This is a genomic window from Mesohalobacter halotolerans, from assembly GCF_006120725.1.
GTDB lineage: Bacteria > Bacteroidota > Bacteroidia > Flavobacteriales > Flavobacteriaceae > Psychroflexus > Psychroflexus halotolerans.
In genome coordinates this window covers 687,775-702,342 of record NZ_SWMU01000001.1, presented here as the reverse complement: position 1 = coordinate 702,342, position 14,568 = coordinate 687,775, and the positions used below count along the sequence as shown (strand labels likewise).

16 protein-coding genes are annotated in these 14,568 nt (G+C 35.0%); 8 read left to right on the top strand and 8 right to left on the bottom strand.

What is annotated here, in order from left to right:
- Window positions 1-16: 16 nt before the first annotated feature.
- The 5 genes from FCN74_RS03330 to FCN74_RS03310 all read left to right on the top strand — a co-directional run bounded on the left by FCN74_RS03330 (window position 17) and on the right by FCN74_RS03310 (window position 5,414).
- Window positions 17-1,084, top strand: a complete 1,068-nt coding sequence (locus FCN74_RS03330; protein ID WP_138931163.1) for an anhydro-N-acetylmuramic acid kinase — start codon at window positions 17-19, stop codon at window positions 1,082-1,084.
- Window positions 1,085-1,178: 94 nt separating this feature from the next.
- Window positions 1,179-2,405 (top strand): Glu/Leu/Phe/Val dehydrogenase dimerization domain-containing protein, encoded by a 1,227-nt coding sequence (locus tag FCN74_RS03325; RefSeq protein WP_138931162.1) that lies wholly within the window; start codon window positions 1,179-1,181, stop codon window positions 2,403-2,405.
- A gap of 3 nt (window positions 2,406-2,408) precedes the next feature.
- Window positions 2,409-3,791, top strand: a complete 1,383-nt coding sequence (gene nhaD / locus FCN74_RS03320) for a sodium:proton antiporter NhaD (RefSeq protein WP_138931161.1) — start codon at window positions 2,409-2,411, stop codon at window positions 3,789-3,791.
- Window positions 3,792-3,930: 139 nt separating this feature from the next.
- Entirely contained in the window at window positions 3,931-4,725 is a 795-nt protein-coding gene (locus FCN74_RS03315; RefSeq protein WP_138931160.1) for a DUF547 domain-containing protein, read from the top strand.
- Window positions 4,722-5,414 (top strand): TIGR04283 family arsenosugar biosynthesis glycosyltransferase, encoded by a 693-nt coding sequence (locus FCN74_RS03310; RefSeq protein ID WP_171047095.1) that lies wholly within the window; start codon window positions 4,722-4,724, stop codon window positions 5,412-5,414. Before FCN74_RS03315 ends, FCN74_RS03310 begins: the two co-directional genes overlap by 4 nt.
- Window positions 5,415-5,524: 110 nt before the next feature.
- Here FCN74_RS03310 and FCN74_RS03305 read toward each other — a convergent pair whose 3' ends face one another.
- The 4 genes from FCN74_RS03305 to FCN74_RS03290 form a co-directional block, all read right to left on the bottom strand.
- The gene (locus tag FCN74_RS03305) at window positions 5,525-5,719 is read right to left on the bottom strand and encodes a hypothetical protein (RefSeq protein ID WP_138931159.1); all 195 of its coding nucleotides are present in this window, start codon (window positions 5,717-5,719) and stop codon (window positions 5,525-5,527) included.
- 13 nt (window positions 5,720-5,732) lie between these two features.
- Entirely contained in the window at window positions 5,733-6,977 is a 1,245-nt protein-coding gene (locus FCN74_RS03300; protein WP_138931158.1) for a T9SS type A sorting domain-containing protein, read from the bottom strand.
- 78 nt (window positions 6,978-7,055) lie between these two features.
- Window positions 7,056-8,141: a hypothetical protein gene (locus FCN74_RS03295; protein WP_138931157.1), complete on the bottom strand. Its 1,086-nt coding sequence runs from the start codon at window positions 8,139-8,141 to the stop codon at window positions 7,056-7,058.
- Between the two features lie 409 nt (window positions 8,142-8,550).
- Window positions 8,551-9,129, bottom strand: coding sequence for a DUF3109 family protein (locus FCN74_RS03290; protein WP_138931156.1), 579 nt, complete (start codon window positions 9,127-9,129; stop codon window positions 8,551-8,553).
- A gap of 108 nt (window positions 9,130-9,237) precedes the next feature.
- Between FCN74_RS03290 and FCN74_RS03285 the strand changes: the two genes are divergently transcribed.
- Window positions 9,238-9,810 (top strand): MarC family protein, encoded by a 573-nt coding sequence (locus FCN74_RS03285; protein WP_138931155.1) that lies wholly within the window; start codon window positions 9,238-9,240, stop codon window positions 9,808-9,810.
- Here the strand turns inward: FCN74_RS03285 and FCN74_RS03280 are convergent.
- Window positions 9,805-10,515 (bottom strand): tRNA1(Val) (adenine(37)-N6)-methyltransferase, encoded by a 711-nt coding sequence (locus FCN74_RS03280; RefSeq protein ID WP_138931154.1) that lies wholly within the window; start codon window positions 10,513-10,515, stop codon window positions 9,805-9,807. The genes FCN74_RS03285 and FCN74_RS03280 overlap by 6 nt on opposite strands.
- Window positions 10,516-10,606: 91 nt before the next feature.
- Here FCN74_RS03280 and FCN74_RS03275 point away from each other — a divergent pair, with 91 nt between their 5' ends.
- Both FCN74_RS03275 and FCN74_RS03270 read left to right on the top strand, forming a co-directional pair.
- The gene (locus tag FCN74_RS03275; protein ID WP_138931153.1) at window positions 10,607-11,746 is read left to right on the top strand and encodes an ATP-binding protein; all 1,140 of its coding nucleotides are present in this window, start codon (window positions 10,607-10,609) and stop codon (window positions 11,744-11,746) included.
- 2 nt (window positions 11,747-11,748) lie between these two features.
- The gene (locus FCN74_RS03270) at window positions 11,749-12,477 is read left to right on the top strand and encodes a metallophosphoesterase family protein (protein ID WP_138931152.1); all 729 of its coding nucleotides are present in this window, start codon (window positions 11,749-11,751) and stop codon (window positions 12,475-12,477) included.
- An 8-nt stretch (window positions 12,478-12,485) separates the two neighbouring features.
- On the opposite strand, the gene FCN74_RS03265 is transcribed toward FCN74_RS03270, so the two are convergent.
- From FCN74_RS03265 to FCN74_RS03255, 3 genes are read right to left on the bottom strand one after another with little or no spacing between them, the layout of a single operon-like run.
- Complete coding sequence (locus FCN74_RS03265; protein WP_138931151.1) at window positions 12,486-12,806, bottom strand: antibiotic biosynthesis monooxygenase family protein; 321 nt, start codon at window positions 12,804-12,806, stop codon at window positions 12,486-12,488.
- 8 nt (window positions 12,807-12,814) lie between these two features.
- Window positions 12,815-13,924, bottom strand: coding sequence for an alanine racemase (alr, locus tag FCN74_RS03260; protein ID WP_138931150.1), 1,110 nt, complete (start codon window positions 13,922-13,924; stop codon window positions 12,815-12,817).
- Window positions 13,924-14,556: a thymidine kinase gene (locus FCN74_RS03255; RefSeq protein WP_138931149.1), complete on the bottom strand. Its 633-nt coding sequence runs from the start codon at window positions 14,554-14,556 to the stop codon at window positions 13,924-13,926. The genes alr and FCN74_RS03255 overlap by 1 nt, the downstream gene beginning before the upstream one ends.
- Between the last annotated feature and the right edge of the window lie 12 nt (window positions 14,557-14,568).

The following is a 14,568-nucleotide window of genomic DNA, read 5'->3' as shown; positions in this document are numbered from 1 at the left end:
ATTAGATGTCAAAACAATGCTAGAGCAAAACAGATATCGGGCCATTGGTGTAATGAGTGGAACGTCACTTGATGGTGTAGATTTATGTGAGGTTGATTTTTTTTATCATCAAAATAACTGGTCGTATAAGATTTTGAAAACTCAAACCATTTCTTATGAATCTGAATGGAAAAAAAATCTAGAACACGCTCATAAATTACCAAAAAAGAATATTAAGATTTTAGATGAAAAATACTGTAAGCTATTAAGTCAGTTTATTTTAAAATTTATGGATAAACCTGATGAAATAGATATGGTTTGTTCACACGGCCACACCATCAGGCATCAACCCGAAAAAGGATGGACTTATCAAATTGGCAACCTTGAAATATTAAGTCAACTCATCCAAAAAACTGTAGTTTGCGATTTTAGAACAGCTGATGTGGCTCTCGGTGGTCAAGGAGCGCCTTTGGTACCTATTGGGGATGAGTTGCTATTTGGTGATTATGACTACTGTCTCAATATTGGTGGTTTTGTCAATATTTCATATCAGCAGGGAAACGACAGATTAGCCTATGATATTTGTCCAGCCAATAAAATCCTTAATTTATATGCAGAAAAATTTGGTGTTGAATATGATGATAAAGGCAAAATTGCCTTCCAAGGTCTATGCCAACAAGACCTTTTTGCACAATTAAACGCTTTAGACTTTTATAAAAAAACAACACCACCAAAATCTTTAGGTGTAGAATGGCTAGAAAAAGAACTCCTGCCAGAGATTGAATCCTTTAAAATCTCTAATGAAGATATTTTAAATACCTTAACACATCATATCGCCTATCAAATTTCTAAAGCTTTAAAAGTAAGAAATGCTCAAGTTTTGATTACCGGTGGTGGAGCTTATCACGATTATTTAATTGAATGTTTAAAAAAATATGCTTCAGATATAGAAATTCATATTCCAAATCCCAAAATTATTGACTACAAAGAAGCTTTAATTTTTGGGTTGCTTGGGGTTTTAAGATATAGAGGAGAAAATAATGTTTTAAAATCGGTTACAGGAGCCAAAAAAGATCATAGTTCGGGTAAGGTTTTTAAACTATAACGCGCATAAATAAATTTTATACTCCAAATCAAAAACTAACTTAAGTGCTTAGCTTATATTTGTGCATATTTTTTAGAAATAGATTTTACAAAATATGAAAGACCTTCTCAAAACCTACGAAAATAAAGAACCCGAAATTGTATTTCATTGGAATGATCCCGAAACGGAAGCCGAAGGCTGGACAGTCATCAATTCTTTACGTGGTGGTGCTGCCGGTGGTGGGACGAGAATGCGACAAGGTCTAGATAGAAATGAAGTGGTTTCTCTCGCCAAAACTATGGAAGTCAAATTTACGGTGTCCGGCCCTAAAATAGGCGGTGCCAAGTCCGGTATCAATTTTGACCCAAACGACCCGAGAAAGCGCGGTGTTTTGGAACGCTGGTATAAAGCAGTTTCACCTTTATTAAAACAATATTACGGCACGGGTGGCGATTTAAACGTTGACGAAATTCACGAAGTCATTCCCATCACAGAACAATGCGGCGTATGGCATCCTCAAGAAGGCGTTTTTTCTGGACACTTTCAACCTACAGAAGCCGATAAAATTAACCGTATTGGTCAATTGAGACATGGCGTCATAAAAGTTTTAGAAAATGCAGATTACTCGCCAGACTTAAGTCAAAAATACACTGTTGCCGATATGATTACAGGCTATGGTGTGGCTGAATCTATCAAATATTATTATGATATATATGGTGGTAAGGTCAAGGGCAAGCGTGCTATCATTCAGGGTTTTGGAAATGTAGGCTCTGCAGCAGCTTTTTATCTCTCAAAAATGGGGGCAAAAATTGTGGGTATAATAGATCGCGTTGGTGGAGTAATCAACGAAAACGGATTTGACTATGAAGATATTAAAACTTTGTTTTTAAATAAAGATGGTAACACATTATATGCTGAAAATCTAATACCCTTTGAAGAAATCAATGAAAACATCTGGAAAATACCAGCTGAAATATTTGCCCCTTGTGCCGCCTCAAGATTGGTTTCAAAATCTCAAATCGATACTTTAATAGATAATGGCGTTGAAGTTATTTCTTCTGGTGCTAATGTCCCTTTTGCAGATAAAGAAATATTCTTTGGTCCTATCATGGAATATACCGATGCTCGGGTAAGTTTAATCCCTGATTTTATTGCCAATTGTGGAATGGCTCGTGTGTTTGCTTATTTTATGGAAAGACGTGTCCAAATGACTGATGAATCTATTTTTAACGATACTTCTATCACGATAAGAAATGCGATACAAAATACTTATAATCACAATGACTCGAAATTCAACATTAGTCGAACAGCTTTTGAAATCGCTTTAAACGAACTTCTATAACAGATGATAACTTTCCTTTTAGTCGTTTTTGTATTGGGCTATGTTTCTATTACTTTAGAGCATAGCTTACATTTAGATAAAGCTGTACCAGCACTCCTTATGGCCACATTGATGTGGGCTATTTTAGCCTTTGGTTTTAATGAAGGTTGGGTTTCTGTGATCAATCAATATGGAGAAGTCTTTGATGTCCTCAAATCCAATTCTGATATTGAAACAGAACAATATGGGTTTAAGAAAATTTTGATGCACCATTTTAGTAAAACTGGTGAGATTTTATTCTTCCTGATTGGTGCCATGACCATAGTCGAAATAATTGATTTACATCGAGGGTTTGGCATCATCAAAAAGTTTATAAAGGCCAAAAATAAAAAACACCTATTGTGGACTTTAGGTATTTTAGCCTTTATACTATCTGCTATTATTGATAACCTTACTGCAATTATAATTCTTGTGGCCTTATTACGTAAAATTTTAGTTCGAAGAAAATACCGGATCTGGTATGCCAGTATGATGATCATTGCAGCAAACGCTGGTGGTGCATGGTCTCCAATTGGCGATGTCACCACCACAATGCTCTGGATTGGTGATAAAGTTTCAGCCATCGGCTTAACAGAATATGTAGTTTTGCCTTCCATAGTTTGTTTTATAGTACCGTTTTTTATCGCGACCAAACTCAAACCCTTTAGAGGTTATGCCATGCGTAAGGAAATGATAATTGACGAAGATGCAGAACGCCTGTTAAGTAGTCGAACCATGCTCATTGTAGGCCTTTTAGGTATTGCTTTTGTACCTGTTTTTAAAGTGATTACAGGCTTGCCGCCCTATTTGGGGATGATGTTTAGTTTAGCTATGGTCTGGTTGGTGTCAGAATATGTAAAACCAGAAAAAAACATCAGTCGAAAAGATAAATTTAGGTATTCAACACACAAAGCTTTATCCAAAATTGAGTTCTCAAGCATATTATTCTTTTTGGGTATTCTCCTAGCTGTAGGAGCTTTAGAAAGTCTTGTGATTGGTGAAATAGATGGTCAAGCGGTCGGGAGTTTAAGATATGCCGCCGAATCTGTATCCAATGCCATTCCATCTATGGATATTGTTATAATCCTGCTTGGCATGATGTCTTCTGTGCTTGATAATGTGCCACTTGTTGCCGCATCTATGGGCATGTACGATTTTCCTTCAGATAGCCCGATTTGGCACTTTATTGCTTACTCTGCTGGTACTGGTGGAAGTTTACTTGTGATTGGTTCTGCTGCTGGGGTTGCTGCTATGGGCATGGAAAAAATTGATTTCATCTGGTATCTCAAAAAAGTGTCGTGGTTGGCTTTCCTCGGATTTATTGCAGGATGTGGCTTGTTTGTGTTTATAGAAGCGTTTTTTTATTAAATATTTTACGCTTAAAATATAAGTTAAAAGCTATGGTTTGATGTTAAGTGTTTATAAACTTTGTAAGGGTATCCTATCTTTGTGGACATAGCTAATAAATAAAAAATACCAAGTTGTGAAACCCAAGAAACCACGCTTTATGAAAATATCCTTGTACAGTTTAGCTACAATATTTAGTATGGGCATATTATATAATATTATTGCTCAAAACACTCCGCAAACTTTTTCTTTTGATAATAATAACTTGAAAAAAAACTACCAAGTTAATTACTCAAATTGGAGCACACTCTTACAGAAACACGTTGATGAGAAAGGTTTTGTAGACTACAAATCTTTCGTAAATGATAAGGACAAGTTATTGAAATTTACTCACCATCTAGAAAACAACATCCCCCAAAAACACTGGAGCGATAATCAAAAAAAAGCTTATCTCATCAATGCTTATAATGCATATACCATTCAATTAGTTATAGAACATTATCCTGTAAAAAGTATAAAAGATATCGGTGGTGTTTTTAGCAACGTATTTAAAAAAGACTTTATTAATTTTAATGGAGAGATGATAGCATTAGATGATATTGAGAAAGGTATGCTATTTCCTATGGGTGACCCAAGAATTCACTTTGCTGTAAATTGTGCTTCTTTTTCTTGCCCAAAATTAAACAATGCACCTTATTATCCTGAAAACCTTGACCAACAGCTCAACCAAGCTGCTCGAGACTTTATCAATTCTAAACGTAACATGCTATCACCAAATAAAGCTAAACTTTCTAAAATATTTAAATGGTATAAATCAGATTTTGAACAAGAAAATCAAACTTTAATTGATTTCATTAATTTGTATTCGGAGACTACACTTCAAGATGACATTAGCATTGAGTATTTAGATTATAATTGGGAACTTAACGCTATAGAAAATGCCAATAAAAGTTGAAAATCAGTGTAATCATACCAACATATAATGAAGCACAAGGAATATCGAAAACGCTTAATGAGCTTCAACATAGACAAAGTGAGCAATCCTTAATACATGAAATTATAGTTGTTGATGGAAAAAGTGATGATGGGACTCAAGATATTGTTTCAAAATTTGATGGCATCAAGTGCATCTCCTCACCAAAAAGCCGTCCCATACAAATGAATACAGGTGCAAGTCAAGCTCGTGGAGATATTTTATATTTTTTGCATGCTGATTGCCTACCACCACAGAATTTTGACATTTACATCTCAAATGGCATCGACCAAAACCATCTGGCGGGTTGTTTCAGAATGAAATTTGATGATGAGCATCCTTGGATAAAATTTATCAGTTGGTTGACCAAATTTAAGTACAGAGCTTGTAGAGGTGGCGACCAAAGTTTATTTGTGACCAAAAGTCTATTTGAGAAAATTGGTGGTTTTGATAAACGCTATCTTATATTTGAAGACCATGAAATTTTAGGTAAAATCTATAACACAACAAAATTTTGTGTAATTCAAGAGCCTTTGGTGTCATCAGCAAGAAGATTTCGGGATAAAGGTATTTTAAAACTTCAGCTATTGTTCTGGGCGATATATTTTAAAAAATGGCTCGGTGCCACACCTGAAGAGTTATTTAGCTTTTATAAAAAGCATATTGATTGAATTGTCATTATAGTAACTTAAGTAATAACTGAATTGAGATATTAAACATTTTTAATACAATTTAAATATCTCCTAAAAACTTATTTACATATTGCTGATTTTTCAGTCTCTTACTTTTTCAACTTTTTATATCCCAATGCCCCACCAACTATCACTCCTAAAGCAACCAATCCTGAAATAGGTGCTGGTGTAGTGTCGTCTACATTAGTATCACCGAACCCTGGTGGAAGCTGAGCATAAATTTCTGAAGTTGCGTATATCAATAATGCAATAATTAAACTTAGTTTTAAAACAATATTTTTCATCTTTTGATTAATTTTATTGAATAATTAATTTACGCGATATGCTTTGCTCAGCATTTAGAAATTCAAGCAAGTAAACACCAGTTGAAAGTTGACTTGCATCGACATTAAATTCATCATTGCCTTGTTTCACAATACTTGTATTAAATACTTCTTGGCCTGCAAGACTATATATTTTTACGCTTGCACTTTGAGCATTCAAGCCTTTTGTTTTAATGCTAAACAAGCCGTTGCTAGTAGGATTAGGATACAAGTTAAAACCTTCTGCTAATGCATTGTAGTCAACACTTAAAGTGGTGTTATCAAACTTTAAACTAAAGCGATCTGAAGCTATACTTTCAGGGATATTGCTATCTACGCTAAAACTGTAGGCTTGATTGTCGCCGATAAGTGTTTCAGTATTCAAATAATTGTCTACTATGTAAACGTCAATATTCTCATCCCAGTTAGACGTATTAAGCCTAAATTCATATTGGTTAAACTGATATTGACTGATAAATAATGGTAGGATTTCGTTGTCCTGAGGAAAATCTCGTCGTTCTAAACCTAAAAGAGTATTTGAATTTACGGCTGCCAGATTTTCTGTAGGATTGGCAAGTTTTCCACCGTCAAAATCATCAATAGCGTTGTTCGCACCCGCTTCAAATCTAAATTTTACTACATCTAGTTTGATATTGTTGGTATTGTAAAGTTCTAAATCGGCAATTGCAATTTGACTGACATCAAAAACACTTGTTAGCATACCTGAAGTATTTTTAGCCGTTTCTGTAAACTCTAAACCAGGTGTTGTAGTGACCGTAGCCGAATTTTGCACGAAGAAACTTTGCCCAGGCTGAATCATCTGTTGAGCTGGCGTGGTATTGTCTATAATTTCATATGCTCCTTCTGTAGAAGCATTGGCATTCCAGATATAGAGATTATTGCTATTAATATCGCCACTAAAAGTTAAACTGTTAAAATCAACAATGGCTTGATAAGGATTACCAAGTAAACTCCACTCACCATTGCCAGTGGCTAAATCTGCAGTCAAGTCAACATTGCCTGTCACCAAGTTTCCGGTAGCTCTTAATATTGTGTTGGTTGGTATTTGATTGGTGCTTGTTAAATCTATACTTCTATCACCTCGCACAAATAAGTTGTAAGCTTTGCCAACTTCAAGATTAGTACTATTGGTATTTGGGATATCGCCCCAAGTTTGTGTTGAATTATCAAAAAGTTTTAAAGATGGATTACCACTAATAGTCGCATCAAAGCCATTCATACCATCAGTTGTTGAACCAGTGATGTGCGTACCAAAACCAGGATTTGGGTTGTCGGTATTGCTTGTGGAACCTTCTTGTCAGTTCATTCTGATAGAATTACCAGTCATAATTGGAGAAGCGAGAAACCTAAAAACTCTACGATTGTTATCGCCGGCTGGGATAAAACGCTGCGTTGTAAAACTACCTGCTCCAGAAACAGTGCCATTAAATTCATCAAGCTGACCTGAGCCAGAGGCATCACTTTCAAAAACTAAAGAGCCATTGTTTTCGAGATTACCAGCTAAACTTAAAACAGCAGAAGACCCAATGCTTAATTCAGCACTAGACTCAATTGTTAAATTTCTGAGAGATGTACTACTCGAAAAGCTCACGTTTCCTGACTCTACAGAAGCGTCTCTAGCCGTTTCTGTTAGGCCGTCAGGATTTGATGGTGACCAACTTGAACCGTCATAAACGTAATAATTTGGATAGTTTCTAAAACTTGTAAATGTAACGTTTCCAGACCCTGGATTACCTGTAGGCAGTCCGTCACCATAGCCTTCATCCGATAAAAATCCATTACCAGAATTTAAATAAGTTATTACAAATTCAAATTTATCGTTTGTCACTAAACCGATATCACTCCAATCAAAAGCAAAAGAAAAACTTGTCTGAGTGTTACTTGATGGATTTCCAACAGCACTGACAAAATTTAAACCATTATCGCCAATAGTTCCAGAATTAGGAATAGACCATAAACCACCAAAACCTGTATCAATAGCAATAGCATAGGTTGCTTCAAATCCAGCTGGGAATGTGATGTCTGAAGCATCAGTGCCAGCAGATGAAATGGCTCTTCTTAAGGGATCACCCTGATCATTAACATTACTATCTATCACGGAACGACCAGCAGTACCAGTTGAAATATAAATCACCATGGCGTCATTAAAGTCACCTACTCCTTTTGTAAACGTTCCTGTAATACTAGGTCCATCATCGTCAAACTCTAAAGTGCTAGATCCAATAACATCTCCAAAGCCACTATTCCCATTTCCATTATAAGTTGTTTGTGCTTTAATGAGATTAATGCTCTGTAGGCCGATAAAAGTCAAAAACAGTAAAGTTTTAAAATGCACCGACAAGGTTTTCGGTTTAATTCTCAAATTGAGTAAAATTGTTTCCATAAGTTAAATTATTAAATAGAAATTTAATTTAAAGAAATATTTTTTTTAAAAAAATATTCAAAATTTTAGCGAGCAACTAAAACGTTTTCGTGTTGATAACTTTCTGTGAATCAAATTTAATAATGCTAAATAAAAGACTTTTGTTGAAGTTTTAGTTATGACGAAAATTTGTGATATAGGATTGTTTGATTTTCATTAAATCTTTGCACCAATTGAACATGATAATAATGCTAGATTTCGATTTTTTTAAAAGAAAAAACTATTGTGATCAATATCAGGTTCATTTATTCAGAAAGTTTTATAAGTATTGCAGCCAAAAAAGTCATAAACTCGTAAATAAAAAAGAATTATTTGAATTTTATAAAACCTATTATTGAAGAGTTCTAAAGCATATATCAAAAATATTAGGCTAGGACCTTTCAGACTTATAGACTTCGGCGACTTTTTCAAGTTCATCGTACCAATCTTGACCAAATTTTTTGATTAGTGCATTTTTTGTGAATTGATATACTGGTACTTGAAGTTCTTGACCTAAGGTGCAAGCTGGAGAACAAATATCCCAGCGGTGATAATTCACCGCTTTAAATTTAGAGAGTTTTTGTACTCTAACCGGATACAATTCACAAGAAATGGGTTTCTTAAAATCGATTTTACCTTCACGATAGGCTTTTTCGATTCCACATAGTGCTATGCCCTTTTCATTAAATGTAACGTAAGCGCATTCCTTTCCATTGACCAAGGGGGTTTCTAAGCCCTCAAATTCAGATACCACATAAGTGCCTTGTTCTTCTATGGCTTTTCGCCCTTCTGGCCTTAAACCAGATTTTATTTTAGGATATATTTTTTCTAAAGTAGATTTTTCATGCTCTTCTACAGGAGCGCCAGCTTCACCAGCTACACAGCACTCACCTTTACAGGCTGAAAGGTTGCAAGTAAAATCTTTATCTAAAATTTCTTCTGAAACGAGCGTATCTTGAATTTGAAACATGCTGCAAAGATACAAAAAGACTTAACGATTATTTAATCAATTATTTTGATAAAGAACATTGTCAAACTAAAATTTCAAATTACTTTTGCCGGCTAATTTTTTTGAAATATGGGTTTAGATTTTAAACAAATTTTTACGGCTGGCATGATCTTATTTGCTGTCATCGATATTTTGGGTAGTATTCCTATTATCATTGATTTAAGGAAAAAAGTAGGTCATATTCAAAGCGAAAAAGCCTCTATTGTTGCAGCTATATTGATGGTGGTCTTTTTGTTTGTGGGTGAAGAAATATTAAAACTCATCGGCATTGATGTCAACTCTTTTGCGGTTGCCGGAGCCTTTATCATTTTCTTTTTGGCGATTGAAATGATTTTAGGCATTCAATTGTATAAAGATGATGCACCGGAAACAGCGGCTATTGTCCCTTTGGCGTTCCCGCTTATTGCCGGTGCCGGTACCATGACGACCATTTTATCTTTAAAATCTGAGTTTGAAACCATCAATATCATAGTGGCTATCGTCGCAAATGTCATTGTAGTTTACGCCGTTTTAAAATCCTCTAAAAAATTAGAGCGCATTTTTGGCAATCAAGGCATAACCGTGATCAGAAAGATTTTTGGTGTCATTTTATTGGCTATAGCCGTTAAGCTTTTTGCGACTAATGTGACCAACATCTTATAAGTTGAGGTAAAAATCTTGAATTAAACTTTTATAGGCTTCTGTATATTGATGTCTCGTTATTTCTAGGATCAGTTCGTCTTTATCTATGGAACTTTGAGCATATGAAAACTGCATTAAACTGCGCTTAAAGTTGGCTTTGGCTCGACCTTTAACCTGTGTGATTTTATTTAAATAAAGGCCTTTATCTTTTGCTAAGCTTATAAAATCTTGATGCTTTTCATAAGGTAAAATTACGGCAAAATGTCCTTTAGAATGTATTAATTTCACCACAGAATTAATTAATTTTATATAATTCAATGTGTGTTGTTCTCGCGCCTGTTGACGAAAATCAAATTTGGGTTGCTGCTCTTCAAAAAACGGTGGATTACTCAAGATCAAATCGTATTTTAAATCCGGCTCCTGAACTAAGTCTTGAACATCTCCGTGATAGCAAAACAACCGATCGTTCCAGGGTGAGTTTTCAAAATTTCCAACACATTCCTGAAAGGCTTCAGCTTGAATTTCTATAGCATCGATTTGTTCTGCAAATGACCGTTGCGCCATCATTAATGCAATGATTCCACTGCCAGTGCCTACATCCAATATTTGGTTAGGCTTAAAGCTAATATCAATCCATGCCCCTAATAAAACCGCATCGGTTCCAATTTTATGGGCGGTTTTATTATGGTAGACTTGAAATTGCTTAAAACAAAAAGGATTTGACATATAGCTTTTATAAACTTTTACAATGATATAAAAACAAAACACAGCTATTATACTTGAAAACCCTTAAATTTGAAATCATTGGGATAAGACTATGATTAACAAACGGCTTTTGATTAAAAACCTGCTGGCGCATAACGACGAAAACAGTTTTTATGACAAAAAGCTCAAACTCGATTTTGGCAGTCGTGAAGGCAAAGCTAAGTTTTTAAAGCACGTTTGCGCCATGAGCAATTCCAATCCCAAAAACAATTCTTATCTTGTCATTGGAGTAAAAGATGACGACAACAGTATTGTAGGTGTAGATTTTTTTGACGATTCTAAAATACAAAACCTCATCAATGCCTATTTAGAAAATCCACCATTAGTCAACTACGAAAACATCCCGTTTCCACATTTACCTGCCGATAAGGTTGTGGGTTTAGTGAGCATTAGACCGCGAAATGATGATAGCATCTGCGCCTTGAGGCGCAACATTTGGAAATATTACGGTGGCTCGGTTTTTATGCGTGAAGGTAGCATCAGTAAACCCAAAGTATTTGATATCGAAATCAAAGACATAAATTCTGAAATGGTCAAAGCCATTGAAAACCACTCGCAGAATAACATCAAAATGACCTTAGACAGTGTATTTGAGTTTATGAACAACAGTAAAGACTTCAACCCAACTTATAAGGTCTTTAAAGAGTATTTTGTGCTATGCTGGGCAGGAAAAACCCAAAAAGTTAACAACAAAACCTACTATTCAAGGGTAAATATTGAGTTAATTAATGAACAAGTCAAATTGTTTTATTCTGACCAAGATGAAGTTGAAATTGATATCAGTGATGACGAATTTAAAATTTTAGAATACATTCATTTAGGTTTGCAAGGAGAATACTACTATTATCCTTTAGAAAAAACCTCTATTCGTTTTAATAATAATATGAGTTACGATATCGAAAGTAAATTGGTGTTTAAACCACCAAAGTTTAATCAAAAGACCTTGCGGCATTACATGAATACCAACGACCATTTATTGAAGAAAATCGAAAAAAACCTGAGCTTAAATAAGCAAGAAACCATTGAACTTCGATATTTACCATCAGTTTACCTTTTAGGATATCTAAATGGTTTTGATGATAGTATAGAAAAGTTAGAATCTGCAAAATCATTTATAAAAGCCAAAAGCCAAATCGCTTATAAAAAATACAAAGACGCTATGCGGGCTTTAAGAAAAATAAAATACAATTGATTATGTCAAGAACACTTGTAATAGGAGATATCCATGGTGCGTTGAAAGCCCTCAAAGAAGTTTTAAAAAAAGCTCAAGTTACAAAAGATGATAAGCTTATTTTTTTAGGCGACTATGTTGATGGTTGGTCTGATAGTGCAAAAACTTTAGACTATTTAATCACACTTCAAAAATCTCATCATTGTATGATTTTAAAAGGCAATCACGATGCATTATTACTTCATTGGCTTATTCATCAAGAACAAAATGAAAAATGGCTGATGCACGGTGGTAGAAGCACCCTACAAGCTTATAAAAACATCAATAAAACACATAAGACCATCCACCAAAAGTTTATCGAAAATTTGCCAACCTATCATGTCGATGATCAAAATCGACTGTTTGTCCATGCAGGTTTTGCCAATATGCACGGGCCAGATTATGAGTATTATGAAAATACAGTTTATTGGGATAGAACGCTTTGGGAAATGGCATTAGCTACGGATAAAAAATTAAGTCAAAATGATGTCACATATCCCAAACGTTTAAAGCTCTTCAAGGAAATTTACATTGGTCATACACCTGTGAATCGTTATGGAAAAGATATTCCTATGCAAGCCCAAAATGTAATCAACCTCGACACTGCTGCAGCCTATAAAGGACCTCTCACGATATTAGATGTCGATTCTAAAAAATATTGGCAAAGTACGCCTGTTCATAAATTGTATCCCGACGAAAATGGCAGAAATTAATAGACTACTTACTTCCGAAAGCTATAGTCTTGTTCGACTTTAGCAATTCTGGTTTTGTAGCTTTTATACCATTGGTTTTGTCCTTTGCGTTGAGCTATTTGATGTTGATAATGATTTTTCCATTGTTTTATAGATTGTAAATCTTTCCAATAAGACACTGTTATTCCTATTGAATCTCTAGCAATTTCTGCACCCAGAAAACCTTCTTGCTTTTGGGCTAAGTTTATCATCAATTCAGCCATTTCAGCATAAGTATTATCGTCTTCTGAAGTTCGTATAGACGAAAAAATAACGGCATAATACGGTGGTTTGGGAGTTTGAGCTATCATATTTAAAGTCATTTGTCTATAACGATTCGACTTACGCGTTGAGAAATTCTAGTAATCAACTCATAAGGAATACTCAATTGGTTGATATCAAAATCTAATGCCGAATGCCCTTCGCCAAAAATTAAAACTTCATCGCCCTCTTCACAATTGATATCAGTGACATCAACCATCAAAGTATCCATACAAACATTGCCGACAATTGGTGCAATTTTGCCATGAAGTTTTACAATACCATTTCCGTTTCCGTAAATTCTAGAAATACCATCTGCATAACCTAAAGGTAAAGTCGCAATTTGTCTTTTGCTTTGAGCTTTATATTTTCTATCATAACCCACGCTATCGCCTTTTACAATCCACCTTAATTGGGCTATTGGAGTTTTTAAAGAGGCTACAGGCTTTAACATTTTATGCTCTTTCGGATGATTGCCATAACCATAAAGTGCAATACCAGCGCGCACCATATCCATTTCAGCTTCAGCATAATTTAATATTCCACTGGAATTACAAAGATGAGTTGTCAAATCGTGAGACGCATAGGCCTCAAAAACTTTAACTGCAGATTGAAAACTTTGGATTTGCTCAAGGGAGAATCTTTTTTCATTTGGCATACCAGCTGCAGCCAAATGAGAAAATATGCCCTTTAGTTTTAAAGTTTGTCTATCGGATAAGCACGTTTTGACATCTTCAAACTGGTGTTTATCAAAGCCTAAGCGATTCATTCCCGTATTAATTTTAAGATGGATAGGAAAGCCTTTAACGCTCTGATGTTTTAAATTTTGATGAAGAGATTTTAAAAAATAGAAGCTATATACGCTGGGTGTTAAATCAAATTCCAAAAGTTGCGACAACTCTTCTAGCTGTGGGTAAAATATTAAAATTGGGCATTGAATGCCTCCTTTTCTGAGGCGAACACCTTCTTCTATGTAGGCAACAGCCAAATAAGAAACCCCTAAATCCTGAAGTGCTTTCCCAATAATCAAAGAGTCAGAACCATAAGCATAAGCTTTAACAACACCCATAATTTTGGTCTCTGATTTAAGATGACTTTTTATGACTTCAAAATTGTGTTTTAAAGCACTTAGGTTAATCTCAAGTCGGGTTTCCAATGGTTTATGCATTAATCTTTGGGTTTAATTTCTTCTATATCGTTAAGTTCGATTTGCTTTAATTTTTCTTGCCGCATCGCTTTGAAATATGCTGCTCTACTTAAAGGCTCGTATTCATCGGTTTCACCAAGAAAAACCAACTTATCACTTGATGATTTTCTAAAACTATATTGCGCCAAATTACCAGTTCTGGTACACACCGCATGCACTTTGGTTACGTATTCTGCCGTAGCCATTAAATTGGGCATAGGTCCAAAAGGATTGCCTTTAAAGTCCATATCCAAGCCGGCCACAATCACTCTTTTGCCTTGATTGGCCAGATTGTTACAAACATTGACAATTTCATCATCAAAAAATTGAGCTTCATCTATGCCTATTACGTCACAATCATCTGCCATTAGTGGAATATTGCCTGCAGCTGGCACAGGTGTTGAGTGTATTTTATTTTCATCATGAGATGTAACATGCGCCTCATCGTAGCGATTATCGATTTGAGGCTTAAAAATCTCTACCTTTTGTTTAGCAAATTGCGCTCGTTTTAGTCGACGGATAAGTTCTTCGGTCTTTCCTGAAAACATGCTACCACAGATCACTTCTATCCAACCAAATTTTTCTTTGTGATTTACAGTATTTTCAAGAAACATTTTTTTATTTTT